We start from the raw sequence: 17609 nt of genomic DNA, 5'->3' as shown, positions 1-17609 counted from the left end.
TTGTTTTGCCGAGAGTGTCGCAAGGCCGCCTGCAGCTGGCAAGCGCCGCGATTTTCCGTGAGGTGAAACGACGGCTTCGGAACTATGTGCCGCGCCGCAGCAGGTTCAGAACGCGCCCATCGATCACCAGCAACGCGCTGCCGATCACGATCGCGCCCGCGATCTCGCGCATGGAGATCGCTTCGCCCAGCACAAGCCATCCCAGAAGAACGGCGGTGACGGGAATGAGCAGTGTCACCAGCATCACATTGGTCGCGCCCGAGCGCCGCAGTATCTGGAAGAAGACGATATAGGCGAGCGCCGTTGACAGGCCGGCAAGGCCAAGCACCGCGAGCCAAATCGTCACGCCCGGCATCGGCAGACGCCACGGCTGCTCCATGGCGCCGGCGACGATCGCCATCATCACCGTGGAAGCCATCAGTTGAAACGCGGCCGTCCCCAGCGGGGCTGCGTCCTTCAACAACCGCCGCGCCGCCAGCGCCGCAAAGCCATAGCTGAAGGCGCCGCCGAGGCAGAGCAGGATGCCGAGTCCCTGCCCGGCCCGTGTTTCAACGCCCCATCCGCGCAGGATGATCACGCCGGAGAGGCCCAATGCCACGCCGGCGACGCGCCGCAGCTGTAGGGCCTCTTCGCCTGCCGCCGCCATCACGATCACCGTGAACAGCGGCGTGGTGGCATTCAGGATCGACGCCAGCCCGCTCGGAATGAAAGTCTGGCCGATCACGATCAGCGAGAACGGGATGACGTTGTTGAGGAGCCCGATCGCGACGAACGGCTTCCAGCCGGCTATGCCCCGGGGAAGACTGGTGCCCTGCATGCGGAGCAGCGGCAGCAGAAGGGCCGAACCAAGTGCAACGCGCAAAAACACCAGTGTGAGTGGCGGCAATTCCCGCAGCGCCGCGCCATTGAAAAAGAACGAGCCGCCCCAGAGCACCGAGAGCACAGCGAGCAGCGACCAGTCGCGCGCATCGATACGGTTGTCGTTCGGGGACATGGCATCTCATGACGGTGGCCGAGACAGCCGCCTAGGACAACACGGCGAACCGCGCCACCCGATTTCCGACGACGCACCCGTTTACAAGACTGATGCTCGAAGGAGGCGAACGAGGCTGCCCTGTGTCGATGTGATCCGCTAGGACGGCTTCTTCGGCCGCGACACCAACTCGATCATCTTACCTTCGTCGTCGTCAGGCATCGCGGCCTTCGCTTGCGCGTAGGCCTCCACCGCGGCGCGCGCGACCAGCGGCTTGTCGGCCAGCAGGCTCTCGGCGAGCTTCACTGCGTAGGCGGCATCCTTGTGCCGCAGCGCCGCCGTGAACGTCGCGCCGGAAAAATCGCGGGCGACCATGCGCCTGGAGTGACGCTGCACCTGCGGGCTCGCGGCAACGCCAGCCTGGATCGAGTCCAGCACGAGGTTCATGTCGAGCCCGGCCTGCTCGGCAATGGCAAGCCCCTCGGCGAGGCCCGCGATCTGGATCGCGCCCATCAGATTGTTGATCAGCTTGTAGACCGTGCCGGCGCCGACCGCGCCGAAATGGCGGATGGTCGAGCCGATCGGTGTCAGATAGGGCCGCGCGCGTTCGAGATCGGCGGCATCGGCACCAACGAGCAGCGTCAGCTTTCCGCTGGCGGCAGCATCCGGCAATCCCGTCACGGGGCAATCGATATAGATCAGCCCGCGCGCGTTCATTTCGCGGCCCATCTCGCGCGCATGGTCATAGGAGACGGTGGAACATTCGATCGCGATGGTGCCGGCCTTCGCCGTCTTGGCCGCGCCCTTCGGCCCGAGCCAGACCGCACGCGAGGCCTCGTCATCGGCGACCATGGTCACGACGGCGTCGGCGTCGATCGCCGCGTCCTCAGGCGAGGTCGCCCACTGCGCGCCGCGCGCGATCAGGTCTTCCGCCTTGGCCTTGCTGCGATTCCAAAGCGTCACCGTGAAGCCGGCATCGAGATAGCGCCCGGCCATGCCATGCCCCATCCGCCCAAGCCCGATGAAGGCGATGCGGGGCATCAGTCGACGTCCTCGATGTCGGCGCCGGGAGTGCCGAAGGCGCGCTGCGCCAGGGTCGCGGCCATGAAGTCGTCGAGATCGCCGCCGAGCACGCCTGATGTGTCGGAGGTCTGCACACCCGTGCGCAGGTCCTTCACCATCTGGTAGGGCTGCAACACGTAGGAGCGGATCTGGTGGCCCCAGCCGATGTCGGTCTTGGCGGCCTGGTCGGCGGCGGCTTTCTCTTCGCGCCGCTTCAGCTCGATCTGGTAAAGCCGCGCGCGCAGCATGTCCCAGGCCTGCGCCTTGTTCTTGTGCTGCGAGCGGCCGGCCTGGCAGACCACGGCGACGCCGGTCGGGATATGCGTCAGCCGTACCGCGGACTCGGTCTTGTTGACGTGCTGGCCGCCGGCGCCACCGGAGCGCATGGTATCGACGCGGACGTCGGATTCCTTGATGTCGATCTTGATGGTGTCGTCAATGACGGGAAACACGGCAACCGACGAGAACGAGGTGTGCCGCCGCGCGTTGGAATCGAATGGAGAGATCCGCACCAGGCGGTGCACGCCCGCCTCGGTCTTGAGCCAGCCATAGGCATTGTGACCGGAGACCTGAATGGTCGCGGACTTGATGCCGGCCTCTTCGCCCTCGGACTCTTCCAGCATCTCGACCTTGAAGCCGTGGGTTTCGGCCCAGCGCGAGTACATGCGGAGCAGCATCTGCGCCCAGTCCTGGCTCTCGGTGCCACCGGCGCCGGCATGCACTTCGAGATAGGAATCGAAACTATCGGCCTCGCCAGACAGCAGCGCCTCGAGCTCGCGCCGGGCAACTTCCTTCTTGAGGGTCTTCAGCGCGGCTTCGGCTTCCTTGACGACGCCCTCATCGCCCTCGGCTTCGCCGAGCTCGATCATGCCGATGTCGTCTTCGAGCTCCTGCTCGACCTTGCCGATGCCGGAGAGCGCATCCTCGAGCGAGGTGCGCTCCTGCATCAATTTCTGGGCTTTCTGGGGATCGTTCCAGAGGTTGGGATCTTCTGCGAGCTTGTTCAGCTCAGCGAGGCGCGCCGTCGATTTCTCGACGTCAAAGATGCCTCCTCAGCAGCCCGACAGACTGCTTGATCTCTTCTACCAACCGTTCGACTTCGGCGCGCATGGGATTCTCTGGTCTCGCGGAATTGTTCCGCGTCTCATGACAACGGGATGTAGCGGCGGCGGCTGCAAAGCGCAACCGCCGCGGCGACGAACGTCTGTCTTGTCCTAAGCCCTAGTACAGCCCGCCGGTGCCCGGCCGCATGAAGAAACCGGAATCCGGCTGCTGCTGCTGCTGTGACGCCGGCATCCGGCCGTCGGCATCGGCAACGCCGATGACGGAATAATTATCCGGCGGCGCCGTGCCCGGCTTGAAGGCTTCCAGGATGGTTCCGCCGGTCTCGCCCGGACCGGCGCGCATGCCGGTCTTGGCGACGACCCGCACCAGCTTGATGCCGGCCGGCACCTTGAACGGGACCGCCGGCTTGTCGGCGAGCGCCAGCTGGAGGAAGTCGCGCGCGATGGGGGCTGCGAGATGGCCGCCGGTCGCGGCGTTACCCTTGCCGAGCGGACGCGGCTTGTCGTAGCCCATATAGATGGCGACGGCGACGTCGGGCGAGAAGCCGACGAACCAGGCGTCCTTGGCCTCATTGGTGGTGCCGGTCTTGCCGGCGATCGGCTTGCCGACCTGCTTGACCACGGTGGCAGTACCGGCCTGGACCACACCTTCCATCAGCTCGGTGATCTGATAGGCGGTCATGGAATCCAGCACCTGCTCGCGGCGGTCGATCAGCTGCGGCTCGTTCTGGTTCTTCCAGCCGCCCGGCGCGTCGCAGCCACGGCATTCGCGCTGGTCGTGCTTGAAGATGGTGTGGCCGTAGCGATCCTGGATGCGGTCGATCAGGGTCGGCTTCACCCGGCGACCGCCATTGGCGAGCATCGAATAGGCCGTGACCATGCGCATCGCCGTGGTCTCGCCGGCGCCAAGCGCGTAGGAGAGATAGTTCGGCAGTTCGTCATAGACGCCGAAGCGGCGGGCATATTCGCCGATCAGGGGCATGCCGATGTCCTGGGCGAGGCGCACCGTCACCGTGTTGAGCGACTGCCGCAGCGCGTTGCGCAGCGTCACCGGGCCCTGGAATTTGCCCGAGGAGAAGTTTTCAGGCCGCCACACGCCGGCGCCCTGGCCCTGGTCGATTTCGATGGGGGCGTCGAGCACGACAGTCGAAGGCGTATAGCCGTTGTCGAGCGCGGCCGAATAGACGATCGGTTTGAACGACGAACCGGGCTGTCGATAGGCCTGCGTGGCGCGGTTGAACTGGCTCTGGTCGAACGAGAAGCCGCCGACCATTGCCAGCACGCGACCGGTCCAGGGGTCCATCACCACCATCGCGCCGGACACTTCGGGGATCTGGCGCAGCCGGTACTGGCCTTCGACAGGCTGGGCGTCCTTGTACAGCGGATCGGCGTAGATCACGTCGCCGGGCTGGAGCACTTGCGACACCGCACTCGCCGCCCTGCCCTTCGTGGCGCCGGAGGCCGACTTTGCCCATTTGATGCCGTCGAGCGTGATGAGGCCGGTCTCGCGCTGCTTGCTGACGGCGCCGCCGAGCTCGCGGCTCGGCTGGAAGCCGATGCGCGCCGACTGGTCGCTGGTCTCCAGCACCACGGCCATGCGCCACGGCGAGATATCGGACAGAGACTTGATCTCGGCGAGCTTCACGCCCCAGTCGCCCGAAATGTCGAGCTTGCTGATGGCGCCGCGATAGCCCTGTTGCTCGTCATAGTTCACGAGACCGGCGACCATGGTCTTGCGCGCCATGACCTGAATCTTGGGATCGAGCGTGGTGCGGACCGAGAGGCCGCCCTCGTACAGCTTCTTCTCGCCATAGCGCTCGAAGATGTCGCGGCGCACTTCCTCGGCGAAATATTCGCCGGCGAAAGTGTGGGCGCCGTTGGAACGGCTGGTAACGACCAGCGGCTCCTTGCGCGCCTTGTCGGCGTCGGCCTGCTTGACCCAGCCGTTCTCGAGCAGACGGTCGATCACGTAGTTGCGGCGCTCGATGGCGCGGTCGCGGTTGCGGACCGGATGCAGCGTCGCGGGCATCTTCGGCAGCGCCGCGAGATAGGACGCTTCCGCCACCGTCAGCTCGTTCACCGACTTGTCGAAATAAACCAGCGACGCGGCTGCGATGCCGTAGGCGCCGAGGCCCAGATAGATTTCATTCAGATACAGCTCGAGGATCTTGTCCTTCGAGTAGGTCTTCTCGATCCGCATGGCCAGCAAGGCTTCCTTGATCTTGCGGGCGAAGGAGACCTCGTTGGTCAGAAGGAAGTTCTTGGCGACCTGCTGGGTGATCGTGGAAGCGCCCTGCGGACGACGGTTGGAGCCGTAGTTCTGGATGTAGACCACGCCGGCGCGCGCCATGCCGGTGTAGTCGATGCCGCCATGCTCGTAGAAATTCTTGTCCTCGGCGGCGAGGAAGGCATTGATCACGAGTTTCGGCACCGCCTGGATCGGCAGGTAGAGCCGCCGCTCCTTGGCGTATTCGCCGAGCAGCGAGCCGTCGGTCGCGTGCACGCGGGTCATCACCGGCGGCTCGTAATCCTGAAGCTGAGAGTAGTCCGGCAAGTCCTTGGAGAAATGCCAGATCAGGCCTGCGACGGCACCGACCCCGACAAGGAACAACACCGTTCCCGCGGCGAACAGGAAGCCCATGAACCGCACCAGCAAGCGCATTATCTGTTTATCCGTTCAAACTCTGGATCAGCCCAAAGATCAGCCCAAGACCGGCTTAAGATCAGCCCTCGGCACCCGAAACAGGCACCAAACCATCGCGAATTCACCGGCCTTACTCAATACTATCAGTGCCGGACTCAAGACGCTTGCCGAGCGGGATTCTCGCCGATTCCGGAACCCCCTGCGGCGTTTTTATAAAGCGCCCGCTGTGGCCAAACTAGGGCTTTTGCGGCGGGACGGAAAATCACTCTCAATTCGAGGACCCGGCCGTGGCCATCCGCTTGGCCAAAAACCCGTCGATCGCCTGGGCCATCGAGCCCACGGCACGCGACCGCCATCCCTCGGAGACCAGATGCTCGAGATCGCCCTTGTTGGAGACATAGCCGATCTCGACCAAGACCGACGGCACGTCGGGCGCCTTCAGCACCCGGAAGCCGGCCGACTTCAGGGGATGCTTGTGCATCCGCACCGTCGACTTCATTTCGCCCATCAACAGGCGGGCAAAACGACTTGAAAAGGTGCGGGTTTCCCGCTGGGTGAGATCGATCAGGATGTCGGCGACATCGGTCGGCTCCTCCGCGAGGTTGAAGCCGGCGATGGCGTCCGCCCGGTTTTCCGCATCCGCCAGCCGCTGCGCCTCGGCGTCGGAGGCCTTGTCGGACAGCGTGTAGATGGTCGCGCCCTGCGCATCGCCCTCGGCGCGCGGCAGCGCGTCGGCATGGATAGAGACGAACAACGCCGCCTTGAGGCTGCGGGCGACTTTGACCCGGTCGTTGAGCGGGATGAAGGTGTCGTCGTCCCGTGTCATCACCACGCGATATTTGCCGGTCTTTTCCAGCCGTTCGCGCAACGCAAGACCAAAGGCCAGCACCAGATTCTTCTCGCTCTCGCCGCTCGACTGCGTGCCATTGTCGATGCCGCCATGGCCGGGATCGATAACGACCACCGCGCGGCCATCGGCCTTCTGCCCGGCTTCAGGATGTGCAGATGTGGGAACCGTCACGGGCGGCGGATCGGCAATTGCCGGCCGCAGCTCAGGACGGTTTTCCGGAGCCAGCGACGGCACGAAGGCGGTGCGCTCGACCTCCTCCATTTCGAGCACCAGCCGCGCGGGCTGACCGTTGGCAGCCTCCACCACGTAGGAATTGGCGATCTTGGCCGGGCCCGTCAGGTCGAACACGATTCGGGAGCCGCCGGGCATCACCAGCCCATAGCGGAAGGCCTTGACCAGTCCGCGTCCGCCGGCCCCGGTGCCGGCGGGAAGCTGAAAATTGACCTGGGGAACGTCGACCACCACCCGATACGGGTCGGCCAGGGTGACGGCGCGGAAGCTAACGGTCTGATCGATGTCGAGGACAAAGCGCGTTTGCTTGCCGTCACCGGCCAGCCGGGCGGCCGAGGCCGTTGGGAAATTCGCTGATGCAACAGCGGGTTGAGACTGACTTTCCGCGGCCTTCAGGCGCGAGGAATCAGCACACGGCAATGCCGCCGCGCAGAGCAGCACGCATCCCAGCAAGATCCTTTGATTTGCGCGGCTCGCCACCGATTCCGTGCCTCCGAGCAGCCTCTTTAACGCAATAGAACCACAGGGTTAAACGATCCTTAATGACAGACACGCGAAACTCGCTGACTGTGACCGCCGTGCGACGCTCCTTGCACGGATGGCCCAATCCACGTATGTACGGAATGCTGACGGCCGATATTTCCGGTTGTGTCGCATTCAGCCTCCCGGTGCAGCGCCGGAACTCTCAAGGTTTGGGAATTCCAGCGTTTTTCCGTTCCCCTCTAGGTCCAGCGCGGTGCGCGGCAGCGAGGTGGAGCGGGGGCAAGCCCCGGCGGCGGAACGGTCCCCGGTTACCACCACGTTTCCGGGACGGTTCTGACAGCGGTGCAACCCGTTACCCGGTCCCTTAATCCCAAGGGAGCGGTTCGTAATACCCAAGGCGAGCGCGCTCGCGCCATGCCTGGCCAACAGCAACTGATTGAGGGGCGGCCCCGCCGCCCAATGTTTCATACGGGCCGACGCTTGATGCGCCAGACTGTGCCGACCAATTCTGAAGGACCATTCGCGACGCTGCGGAGTGAAAATTCCGCGCGCCACTTTGGTCCTCCGGCTTCCGGTTCGGCAAGGCGCGAGAGACGGCGTTTCGGCCTTCCCCTCACCCCCGAATCAGGTGGACCGTCGCGTCACCCGGCAGCGCTGATGGCGCCCACGGTGAATCGCGCCCGCCGCCGCCAAGAGTTAAGACATGCCCAACAAGATGTTGATCGATGCCACCCACCCGGAAGAGACCCGGGTCGTCGTGGTCCGCGGCAATCGCGTCGAAGAGTTTGATTTCGAGACCGCGCAACGCAAGCAACTGCGCGGGAATATCTACCTCGCCAAGGTCACAAGGGTCGAACCCTCGCTCCAGGCCGCTTTCGTCGAATATGGCGGCAACCGCCACGGCTTCCTCGCCTTCAGCGAAATCCATCCCGACTACTACCAGATCCCGGTTGCCGACCGGCAGGCGCTGATCGAAGCCGAAGAGCAGGCCCATCGCGAGGCCGAGGAAGAGAGCGAGAACCGTTCCCAGGGCCGCCGCCGCTCCCGCCACCGCAATTCCCGCCGCCGCAGCCATGGCGAGCGCGTCCGCAGCGACGTCGTCGAAGGCAGCGATCCCGCGGCCCGACAGGTTCAGGGCGAGGCCCTGCCCGAGGGCGCTTCGCACGAGGGCGAGCACCTGCACGCCGGCGCAGAGCATCACGGCGAGCACGAAGGCCACGATCATCACGATCACGGCCACGAAGCACATGACCACCAAGGACATGATCATGACGATCATCATGCCCATGGTGACGATCATCACTCCCATGATCATCACGACGACGATCATCATGGCGAGCACGATCATCACGACCATGAACATGCCGACGAGACACCGGCGCCTGTCGCAGCAATCGGCGCCGAGCCCGCGGTCGCCACCGAGGCCGTCGCCGAGCCGGAGGAGTTTGCCTCCGACGCACACGCCCACGATCTTGCCGAGGCCGTGACATCGGCCGTCGAACCTGCCGACGCCGTGTACGCCCCCGGCGAGAGTGTGCAGGCTCCGCATCACGACTCCGATGCGACGGCCGAGGATGATGACGAAGACGAAGACGACGAGGAAGCCGAAGAGGACGTCGTTGAATCCGTCGGTGGCGACGATGTGCTGGAGGAAGTGCCGGAGCGCACCTTCCGTCCCCGCCGCCAATACAAGATCCAGGAAGTCATCAAGCGCCGCCAGGTGATGCTGGTGCAGGTCGTCAAGGAAGAGCGCGGCAATAAGGGCGCGGCGCTGACGACCTACCTCTCGCTCGCCGGCCGCTACGCCGTCTTGATGCCGAACACCGCACGCGGCGGCGGCATCAGTCGCAAGATCACGAGCGCGCAGGACCGTTCGCGCCTGAAGGAAGTGGTGCAGGATCTCGACGTGCCCGAGGGCATGGGGATCATTCTGCGCACCGCGGGTGCCGCCCGCACCAAGCCCGAGATCAAGCGCGATTTCGAGTACCTGATCCGGATGTGGGAGACGGTGCGCGACATGACGCTGAAGTCGCAGGCCCCGACCCTCGTCTACGAGGAAGGCTCGCTGATCAAACGCTCGCTGCGCGACCTCTACAACAAGGAGATCGACGAGATCTCAGTTGCCGGTGAATCCGGCTACCGCGAAGCGCGCGACTTCATGAAGATGCTGATGCCCGCCAATGTGAGCGCGGTGAAGCAGTATCGCGACGGCCAGCCGCTGTTCTCGCGCATGGGCGTCGAAAGCCAGCTGGATGCGATGTTCTCGCCGACCGTGCAGTTGCGGTCCGGCGGCTACATCGTCATCAACCAGACCGAAGCGCTGGTCTCGATCGACGTCAACTCGGGTCGTTCGACGCGCGAGCATCATATCGAGGACACCGCGCTCAAGACCAATCTCGAGGCTTCTGAGGAGGTCGCGCGTCAGCTTCGGCTGCGTGATCTCGCCGGCCTGATCGTCATCGACTTCATCGACATGGACGAGAAGCGCAACAACCGCGCGGTCGAACGCAAGCTGTCCGATTGCCTCCGGCAGGACCGCGCGCGCATCCAGGTCGGCCGCATCTCGCATTTCGGCCTGCTCGAGATGTCACGCCAGCGCATCCGCGCCAGCGTGCTGGAGTCCTCGACCGATCCCTGCACGCATTGCGGCGGCACCGGCCATGTGCGCTCGGTGTCCTCGGTTGCGCTCCAATTGCTGCGCGGCCTCGAAGAGATCCTGATGAAGGGCGCGACCCACAACCTCGTGGTCCGCACCCGCACCGACGTCGCGCTCTATGTGCTGAACCACAAGCGCGGCCATCTGCGCGACCTCGAGAACGGTTTCAAGGTCACGTTGTCGGTTATCGCCGACCCGAGCGTCAACGGGCCTCAGGCCTATCTCATCGACCGCGGCGAGCAGGTGCATACGCTGGAAGCCGCCAAGGCTCTGCTGGCGGCGCAGGCGGCCGCGAGCCCGCCGCCCCTGGTCGAAGAGGCCTATGACGACGAGGAGTTCGATCCGGAGACCGAATCCGAGGTTGAGACCGAGGAGACTGAAGGTCTCGTCGAGGAGCAGGCCGCAGGCGACGCCGCTACCGAGCAAGACAGCCAGCGCCGCAAGCGTCGCCGTCGGCGCCGCGGTCGCGGTGGCCCGCGCGACGAGGAGACGCGCGAGGATGGCGCTCCCGCTCTTGCCGAGACGGCCATGGCGGCCGCTGAAGGCGAAGAGGATGCCGAGGCCGAGCCAGAAGGCGAGGAAGGCGAGGAACAGGCAGCCCGTGGCGAGCAGCAGGGCAGCGCCGATCGCCGCCGCCGGCGTGGTCGCCGGGGTGGCCGCCGCCGTCGCGGTCCTGGCGAGGAAGGTCTCGCCGGCTCCATCGGCGACGAGCTCGCGGCCAGTGCGCCGTCGGAAGCGACCGATGCAGTTGCCGATTTCGATGGTTTTAGCGGCGAGGCTGCGCCCTCGATCGCACAGGCCGAGCACACGTCAGAACCTCAGGTCACCCAGCCTGAGCCGCGCGCCGAAGCACGGATTGAGGCAGTGGCCAAGCCTGAGCCGGCTCCTGCTGCCGCGGACGAAGAGCACGCCGACGACAAGGCCGCACGACGCCGTTCGACGGTTCGGGAAAAGGTGAGCTTTCTGTCGAGCAGCCAGAGTGAACCGGCACCGGTTACACAGGCGGCCGAGCCGGTTGCCCCGCCCGCACCGGCTCCGGAGCCCGCGCCCGCAGCGGCAAGCGAAACCTCGGCCGCACCGCGTCGCGCCGGCTGGTGGTCGCGCCGCTTCGGCGGCGGCGAATAGAGCAACGAGACAGTTGAAACCGCCCGGCCAAGCCGGGCGGTTTTGATTTGGCGAGGTCAGTTCAATGCAAAGCGTGATCGTCCTCGGCGGCGGCATGATCGGCGTTAGCGCGGCTCTGCACCTGCAGCAGCGCGGCTGGTCCGTCACGCTGATCGACCGCAGGGAGCCGGGCCGCGAGACCAGCTACGGCAATGCGGGGATGATCCAGGCGGAAGCGGTGCGCCCTTATCCGATGCCGCGCGACCTCGCCACGCTCCTGAAGATCGCGACCGGCCGCACCAACGACGTGCGTTACAGCCTGTCGTCGCTTCATCTCCATATCGAGCCCCTGCTCCGCTATTGGTGGCATTCGGCGCCGAAGCGGCATCGCGAGGCGATCGACGCCTGGGCGCGGCTGATCGCCTACGCGACGGCGGAGCACGACATCCTCATTCGCGAAGCCCACGCCGACAATCTGATCCGCCGCGCGGGGTACCGACACCTGCATCGCGACGCAGCTTCGTTCGATCTGGCCGTCAAGGCGGCGGAAGAAGACCAGCGCGAATTCGGCGTGAGGTTTCGCGCGCTCTCGGGCGCCGAGCTCGCCAAGGCCGAACCTGTCCTGCGCGACGATTTGCCCGGCGCGATCCATTGGCTCGACACCTGGACCGTGTCCGATCCCGGCGCGCTGGTCACGGCCTATGCCGATCTGTTCGAGCGCCTCGGCGGCGCCATCGTGCTCGGTGACGCCCAAAGCCTGCAGCAGACCGCCACCGGCTGGTCGGTCAAGACAGACCAGGGGCACATCGACGCCGCCCACGCCGTGGTGACGCTCGGGCCGTGGTCGCCCGATCTCCTGCTCAAATTCGGCTATCGCATCCCGCTGGTGCGCAAGCGCGGCTACCACATGCATTACAGCGGCGGCGCCTCGCTTGATCTGCCGCTGGTCGACAAGGCCGGCGGCTACGCCATGGGTCCGATGGCCAAAGGCATTCGCATCACCACCGGCGCGGAGCTGACCGGACCGGATGCGCTCGCGACGCCCGTGCAGCTCGCCAGCGCCGAAGCCTCCGCGCGCGAGCTGATCGACCTCGGCAAGCGGGTCGAGCCCGACCCATGGTTCGGCACCCGCCCCTGCACACCCGACATGCTGCCGGTGCTCGGCCCTGCCCCACGCCATCCCGGCCTCTGGATGAACTTTGGCCACGGCCACCAGGGCTTTACGCTGGGCCCCGCAACCGGGCGCCTGCTCGCCGAGATAATGAGCGGCGAAACGCCCGCGATCGATCCGACGCCATACCGGCCGGAGCGGTTCTAGCTTCGGCTTTGGCAGCGAGCGCTCCGCCAGATGCGCCTTAGACGCGCGAGCGCGCAAATTCCGTCAGTCAGCGCGCTCGGCGAGCAGTGTCCTGATGCGGTCGGCGTCTTCGGGAGTCGCGGGGTTGTAGACGATCATGCTGAGATCGGAGCGGCCTTCGACATTGAAGCTCGAATATTCGAACGACATCGTGCCGTGAACAGGGTGCCGCAGCCGCTTGGTGCCGTCGCCGTGGTGACGTACGTCATTGTCGCGCCAGAGCGCGGCGAATTCCGAGCTGGTCCGGCACAGCTCGTCGACAAAATCGGCGACATGCGAGACCGCGCCGGCCCGCGCGGCGTCCGCCCGGAACGCCGCGACCACGAAGCGCGCCACGCTGTCCCAATCGTATTGCGCGGCGCGCACGCGCGGATCGCAGAAGATGAAGCGCAGGATGTTGCGCTGTCCCGGCGGGATCGCGCCGTAGTCGGTCAGCACGGCGCTTGCGGCACGATTCCAGGCGACGACGTCCCAGGTCACGGTCCGCACCAGCGCCGGGCTGAACGCGAACGCATCGAGCACGCGCTGCAGCCGCGGCGAGACGCCTTCGCTCGCCTGGTAGCGCACCTCGGGTGGGCGGCCGAGTCCGATCAGGAACAAATGCTCACGCTCGACATCGGTCAGCATCAGCGCTCGCGCGATGCGGTCGAGCACATCGGGCGACGGTGCGCCGCCGCGGCCCTGCTCGAGCCAAGTGTACCAGGTCGGGCTGATATTGGCGCGCTGCGCCACCTCCTCGCGGCGGAGTCCCGGCGTACGCCTGCGGCTACCCGCGAAGCCGAACGCGGCGGCGTCGAGCCGGGTGCGGCGGTCCTTGAGGTAGGCCCCGAGCAGGTTTTCGGCTGAAGCGGTCTCGCTCATCCTGTTAGCTATTATACCCCGATAATGTCACTACTTTACCCGGATAATCCTAGCGCGGATGGTCGTCTCCACAACCCTGGAGATCCTGATGCGTGTTTTCGTCACTGGCGCCACCGGCTTCGTCGGCTCCGCCGTCGTCCGCGATCTGATCGCCGCCGGCCACCGGGTCACGGGCCTCGCCCGCTCCGACGCGGGAGCCGCCGCGCTCGCCGCGATGGGCGCCGATGTCCACCGCGGGTCGCTAGAGGACCACGCGTCCTTGCGCAGCGGCGCCGCTGCAACGGATGGCGTCCTGCACCTCGGCTTCAACCACGATTTCTCGAAATTCGCCGACAATTGCGAGCTCGACCGCCGCGCGATCCTGGAGATCGGCGAGGAACTCAAGGGCTCCGGTCGCCCTCTCATCGTCACCTCCGGCGTCGCGCTGCTTGCGCCCGGCCGCCTCGCCACCGAGGATGATGTGTCGGCGCAGCGCTTTCCGCGCGTGTCGGAAGCGACCGCGCTGTCGCTGGCCGGCCTCCGCGCCGCCGTTGTGCGTCTTCCGCCCTCCACGCATGGCGAGGGCGACCACGGCTTCGTCCCGATCCTGATCAACCTCGCGCGCCAGAAAGGCGTATCGGCCTATGTCGGCGATGGCAGCAACCGCTGGCCCGCCGCGCACCGCTTCGACGCCGCGCGCGTCTACCGGCTGGCGCTGGAGCAAGGCGCAACCGCGAAGCACTATCACGCGATCGCCGAGGAAGGTGTGCCGTTCAAGGCGATTGCGGAAGTGATCGGCCGGCGGCTCGGCGTGCCCGTGGTGTCCCAATCGCCCGAGGAAGCGACCGCGCATTTCGGCTGGTTCGCACAGTTCGCGGCCGCCGACGTTCCGACCTCGAGCGCGTTGACGCGTGCTGCTCTCGGCTGGTCGCCGCAAGAAAAAGGGCTGATCGAGGATCTCGACCAGCCCTGCTATTTCAAGACCTGACGGCGCGCCGTCGGTGACAGCTTGCAGATCAGTCCGTCGTGAGCGCCGTTTCCATGTCGGTCGGATCGATCTGCTTGGCGAGGTTGGCGTTGAGCTTGTCGCGATCGAGTTCGCCCTCCCACCAGGCGACGATCACGCAGGCGACGCCGTTGCCGCATAGGTTGGTCAGCGCGCGGCACTCGCTCATGAACTTGTCGATGCCGAGCACGATCGCCATGCCCGGCACGAGGCGCGGATCGACCACGGCGAGCGTCGCCGCCAGCGTGATGAAGCCCGCGCCCGTGATGCCGGAGGCGCCCTTTGAGGTCAGCATCGCCACCACCAGGATGGTGAGCTGCTGGCCGAAGGAGAGATCGAAGCCCAGCGCCTGCGCAATGAACAGCGTCGCCAGTGTCATGTAGATGTTGGTGCCGTCGAGATTGAACGAATAGCCCGTGGGCACCACGAGGCCGACCACCGATTTGGAGCAGCCGAGGCGCTCGAGCTTTTCCATCAAGGACGGCAACGCGCTTTCCGAGGACGAGGTGCCGAGCACGATCAGCAGCTCATCCTTGATATAGGCGAGGAACTTGAAGATGGAGAAGCCGGCGAAGCGCGCGATGATCCCGAGCACGACGAACACGAACAGCGCCGCGGTCAGGTAGAATGTCGCGATCAGGCCGATCAGGTTGAGGATCGCCCCGGTGCCGAACTTGCCGATGGTGTAGGCCATCGCGCCGAAGGCGCCGATCGGGGCTGCGCGCATCACGATGGAGATGACGCCGAACACCGCATGCGCGGCGTCGTCGATGAAGCTGCGGATGGTGTGGCCGCGCTCGCCGAGCCCCATGATGGCGAAGCCGAACAGCACCGAGAATAGCAGCACCTGCAGGATCTCGCCTTGCGCGAAGGCGCCGACGACGGTGTCCGGAATGATGTGCAGCACGAAGTCGACCGACTTCTGGCCTTCGGCCTGCTTGGCGTAGTTGGCGACGGCCTGCGCGTTGGCGGCGGCGCCGCCGAAGCCCGCACCCGGCTTCACCAGATTGCCGATGATAAGTCCGATCACCAGCGCGAAGGTCGAGACGATCTCGAAATAGACCAGCGCCTTGACGCCGATGCGGCCGACCTTCTTGGCGTCCTGGATGTGGGCAATGCCCGAAACCACCGTGCAGAAGATGATCGGCGCGATCACCATCTTGATCAGCTTGATGAAGCCGTCGCCGAGTGCCTTGATCCACTCATTGGTGGCGACTGACGGCCAGAGCCAGCCGACGATGGCGCCGAGCACGATCGCGATCAGCACCTGGATATAAAGCACCTTGTACCACGGCTTGGCGGCGGGCGGCGCGACCGGCGCCCCCACCATCGTTGTCGTCGTCATTGTTTCACTCCCCCTCAAAACGCCAGGCCAGCCAAGATCAACTTGGCCGGCCCTGTCAATCGGAACTGCTCGATGTTGCGCCTTTACCCGCGATCGACCACCCGGCGTATCGCCGGCATCAACGTCGCGCCCAGCGCGTTCTTGACCAGCGACGCCGCAACGAACGGCATCAGGCCGACCTGCCACGCCTTTGCGGCGCCAAGGCCGAGCCCGAAGGCCAGCCAGCCAAAGCCCGCGGCCAGAATGAGGATGTGGCCGACAGCCATGGCCGCAAACAGCAGCATGACGCTGCGATCCCAGCCGCGCTCGGCGAGCCAGCCGGTGACGAAGGCGGCGCCAATGAAGCCGAACAGATAACCCGCGGTCGGGCCGACCAGCGGTGCGATTCCACCAACAGGACCGGCGAACACCGGCAGGCCCATCGCGCCCTCGGCGAGGTAGGCGATCATGGTTGCGCTGCCAAGCCGCCAGCCATAGGCGGCGCCGATCATCAACACGACCAGCGTCTGCAATGTCATGGGCACGTAAGGCAGCGGCAGGTTCACCTTGGCCGACAGCGCCATCAAGGCGGTGCCGAGCGCAATCAGCACGACAGCGCGCAAGGCGCCGACGGTTTCACCCGGCCGGACTGGCCACATCAATGCGGCGAGAGGAGAATGCGTGGCGGTAGACGGGACGGAACGGTCAGGCAAGTTGCACTCCAGAAGACTTTCGAAACTCGCGGCTATTTAAGCCAGTGAGCGATCCGGTCAACTGCTTCCCGCATCTCCGCCGCCGAACGCGCATAAGAGAGCCGTATGAATGAACGACCATGGATGGGATCGAAGTCGAGGCCCGGCGTGACCGCGACCTGGGCCTGTTCGAGCATCTGCTTCGCGAACTCGAAACTGTCGGAGGTGAAATCCGAGACGTCCGCATAGAGATAGAACGCGCCGTCGGCCGGCAGAAACCTGGTCAGGCCGGCCTTGGGCAATCCCTCGATCAGGATGCGCCGGTTTTCCTGATAGCCGTGCTTGATCTCCTCCATCTCGGCCGCGCCGTCGAAGGCCGCTTCGGCCGCGATCTGCGACAGCGACGGCACCGAGATCGACAGGTTCTGCTGCAGCCGCTCGATCGGCCGCACCAGAATCTCGGGCACGACCATCCAGCCGACGCGCCAGCCCGTCATGCAGAAATACTTCGAGAACGAGTTGATCACGAGCGCGTGGTCCGACCGCGCCGCAGCCGTCACTGCGGGAAACGAATAGTCGAGCCCGTGATAGATCTCGTCCGAGATGAAACGGATACCTGCGTCTTCCGCCGCAGCGATCAGGCCGGCGAGCGCCTCGCGGGACATCATCGTCCCGGTCGGATTGGCGGGACTGCCGACCAGCACACCCTTCAGCGGCGCCTTGCGATGGGCGGCCAGCAGCGCCTCGCCGGTCAGCGCATGGCGCGTCTCGTTTGTGGTCTCGATCAGCACCGGCTCGCAGCCGAGCGCGGTGAGGATATGACGGTACGGCGGATAGCCGGGCACTGTCACGGCGACACGGTCGCCCGGCTCGAACATCGCGAGGAATGCCAGAACGAACCCGCCGGAGGAGCCGGTGGTCACCACGACCCGCTCGGGGCTGACGTCACAGCCATAGGCATCGCGATAATGCCGCGCGATGCGATCGCGCAAGGAGGGGATGCCGAGTGCTGAGGTATAATCGATCCGCCCTGCCTCGAGCGCCGCATGGGCGGCGGCAATCGCGGTCTTCGGCGCGCCGGCGGCGGGCTGGCCAACCTCCATGTGGATGACATGGCCCCCGGCGGCCTCGATTCGGGCCGCCGCGGCCATGACGTCCATCACCATGAACGGGGGAACATCGCTGCGGCGGGAGGGCGCGAGCCACTGCCCCAACCGGTTCCTCAAGGTCGCATCCTGCATCGATTTCTGCTATTTCGCTGGCGGGCCGATCCGTCCGACCCGGAGAAACGGGGTGCTTGCGCCCCAGACTGGCCGCATTGTA

At 65.7% G+C, this 17609-nt stretch carries 13 protein-coding genes; 3 read left to right on the top strand and 10 right to left on the bottom strand.

Annotation, left to right across the window (positions count from 1 at the left end; all coding sequences use genetic code 11):
- Positions 1 to 82 precede the first annotated feature (82 nt).
- From AC0L2F_RS23670 to AC0L2F_RS23645, 6 genes are all read right to left on the bottom strand, one after another.
- On the bottom strand, positions 83 to 994 hold the full coding sequence (locus AC0L2F_RS23670; RefSeq protein WP_473250039.1) for a DMT family transporter: 912 nt from the start codon (positions 992 to 994) through the stop codon (positions 83 to 85).
- A gap of 138 nt (positions 995 to 1132) precedes the next feature.
- The gene (locus AC0L2F_RS23665) at positions 1133 to 2014 is read right to left on the bottom strand and encodes an NAD(P)-dependent oxidoreductase (RefSeq protein ID WP_473250038.1); all 882 of its coding nucleotides are present in this window, start codon (positions 2012 to 2014) and stop codon (positions 1133 to 1135) included.
- A protein-coding gene (gene prfB / locus AC0L2F_RS23660; RefSeq protein WP_473250037.1) for a peptide chain release factor 2 occupies positions 2014 to 3145 on the bottom strand; the annotation gives its coding sequence in 2 pieces (ribosomal slippage) (positions 2014 to 3075 and positions 3077 to 3145; 1131 coding nt in all). The genes AC0L2F_RS23665 and prfB overlap by 1 nt, the downstream gene beginning before the upstream one ends.
- A gap of 111 nt (positions 3146 to 3256) precedes the next feature.
- Positions 3257 to 5761 carry a penicillin-binding protein 1A gene (locus AC0L2F_RS23655; protein ID WP_473250036.1) on the bottom strand — a complete coding sequence of 835 codons (2505 nt, stop codon included), beginning with the start codon at positions 5759 to 5761 and terminating at the stop codon, positions 3257 to 3259.
- 250 nt (positions 5762 to 6011) lie between these two features.
- Positions 6012 to 7304, bottom strand: coding sequence for an N-acetylmuramoyl-L-alanine amidase (locus AC0L2F_RS23650; protein WP_063992553.1), 1293 nt, complete (start codon positions 7302 to 7304; stop codon positions 6012 to 6014).
- A 616-nt stretch (positions 7305 to 7920) separates the two neighbouring features.
- On the bottom strand, positions 7921 to 8856 hold the full coding sequence (locus AC0L2F_RS23645; protein ID WP_473250035.1) for a hypothetical protein: 936 nt from the start codon (positions 8854 to 8856) through the stop codon (positions 7921 to 7923).
- Between AC0L2F_RS23645 and AC0L2F_RS23640 the strand changes: the two genes are divergently transcribed.
- Both AC0L2F_RS23640 and AC0L2F_RS23635 read left to right on the top strand, forming a co-directional pair.
- The gene (locus tag AC0L2F_RS23640; protein WP_473250034.1) at positions 8842 to 11088 is read left to right on the top strand and encodes an Rne/Rng family ribonuclease; all 2247 of its coding nucleotides are present in this window, start codon (positions 8842 to 8844) and stop codon (positions 11086 to 11088) included. The two genes, AC0L2F_RS23645 and AC0L2F_RS23640, sit on opposite strands and share 15 nt — an antisense overlap.
- Before the next feature lie 64 nt (positions 11089 to 11152).
- Positions 11153 to 12385 (top strand): NAD(P)/FAD-dependent oxidoreductase, encoded by a 1233-nt coding sequence (locus AC0L2F_RS23635; protein WP_473250033.1) that lies wholly within the window; start codon positions 11153 to 11155, stop codon positions 12383 to 12385.
- Between the two features lie 63 nt (positions 12386 to 12448).
- Here the strand turns inward: AC0L2F_RS23635 and AC0L2F_RS23630 are convergent, their stop codons facing one another.
- Positions 12449 to 13285: a helix-turn-helix transcriptional regulator gene (locus AC0L2F_RS23630; RefSeq protein WP_473250032.1), complete on the bottom strand. Its 837-nt coding sequence runs from the start codon at positions 13283 to 13285 to the stop codon at positions 12449 to 12451.
- Positions 13286 to 13373: 88 nt separating this feature from the next.
- Here AC0L2F_RS23630 and AC0L2F_RS23625 point away from each other — a divergent pair, with 88 nt between their 5' ends.
- Positions 13374 to 14252, top strand: coding sequence for an SDR family oxidoreductase (locus tag AC0L2F_RS23625; RefSeq protein ID WP_473250031.1), 879 nt, complete (start codon positions 13374 to 13376; stop codon positions 14250 to 14252).
- Positions 14253 to 14280: 28 nt separating this feature from the next.
- Here the strand turns inward: AC0L2F_RS23625 and AC0L2F_RS23620 are convergent, their stop codons facing one another.
- From AC0L2F_RS23620 to AC0L2F_RS23610, 3 genes are all read right to left on the bottom strand, one after another.
- Positions 14281 to 15615, bottom strand: coding sequence for a dicarboxylate/amino acid:cation symporter (locus AC0L2F_RS23620; RefSeq protein ID WP_473250030.1), 1335 nt, complete (start codon positions 15613 to 15615; stop codon positions 14281 to 14283).
- Positions 15616 to 15698: 83 nt separating this feature from the next.
- Complete coding sequence (locus tag AC0L2F_RS23615; RefSeq protein ID WP_063992558.1) at positions 15699 to 16253, bottom strand: biotin transporter BioY; 555 nt, start codon at positions 16251 to 16253, stop codon at positions 15699 to 15701.
- Between the two features lie 86 nt (positions 16254 to 16339).
- Positions 16340 to 17527: a pyridoxal phosphate-dependent aminotransferase gene (locus AC0L2F_RS23610; RefSeq protein ID WP_473250029.1), complete on the bottom strand. Its 1188-nt coding sequence runs from the start codon at positions 17525 to 17527 to the stop codon at positions 16340 to 16342.
- Positions 17528 to 17609 lie beyond the last annotated feature (82 nt).

The organism is Bradyrhizobium sp. Ken64 (genome assembly GCF_055807555.1).
This window is presented reverse-complemented; position numbering and strand designations above follow the sequence as displayed.

Excerpts from the sequence above, each read along its gene's own strand:
- AC0L2F_RS23635 (WP_473250033.1), top strand. The coding sequence starts at position 11,153 with ATGCAAAGCGTGATCGTCCTCGGCGGCGGCATGATCGGCGTTAGCGCG.
- AC0L2F_RS23620 (WP_473250030.1), bottom strand. The coding sequence starts at position 15,615 with ATGACGACGACAACGATGGTGGGGGCGCCGGTCGCGCCGCCCGCCGCC.
- AC0L2F_RS23665 (WP_473250038.1), bottom strand. The coding sequence starts at position 2,014 with ATGCCCCGCATCGCCTTCATCGGGCTTGGGCGGATGGGGCATGGCATG.
- AC0L2F_RS23645 (WP_473250035.1), bottom strand. The coding sequence starts at position 8,856 with ATGCGGAGCCTGCACACTCTCGCCGGGGGCGTACACGGCGTCGGCAGG.
- AC0L2F_RS23630 (WP_473250032.1), bottom strand. The coding sequence starts at position 13,285 with ATGAGCGAGACCGCTTCAGCCGAAAACCTGCTCGGGGCCTACCTCAAG.
- AC0L2F_RS23670 (WP_473250039.1), bottom strand. The coding sequence starts at position 994 with ATGTCCCCGAACGACAACCGTATCGATGCGCGCGACTGGTCGCTGCTC.
- AC0L2F_RS23610 (WP_473250029.1), bottom strand. The coding sequence starts at position 17,527 with ATGCAGGATGCGACCTTGAGGAACCGGTTGGGGCAGTGGCTCGCGCCC.
- AC0L2F_RS23625 (WP_473250031.1), top strand. The coding sequence starts at position 13,374 with ATGCGTGTTTTCGTCACTGGCGCCACCGGCTTCGTCGGCTCCGCCGTC.
- AC0L2F_RS23655 (WP_473250036.1), bottom strand. The coding sequence starts at position 5,761 with ATGCGCTTGCTGGTGCGGTTCATGGGCTTCCTGTTCGCCGCGGGAACG.
- AC0L2F_RS23615 (WP_063992558.1), bottom strand. The coding sequence starts at position 16,253 with ATGTGGCCAGTCCGGCCGGGTGAAACCGTCGGCGCCTTGCGCGCTGTC.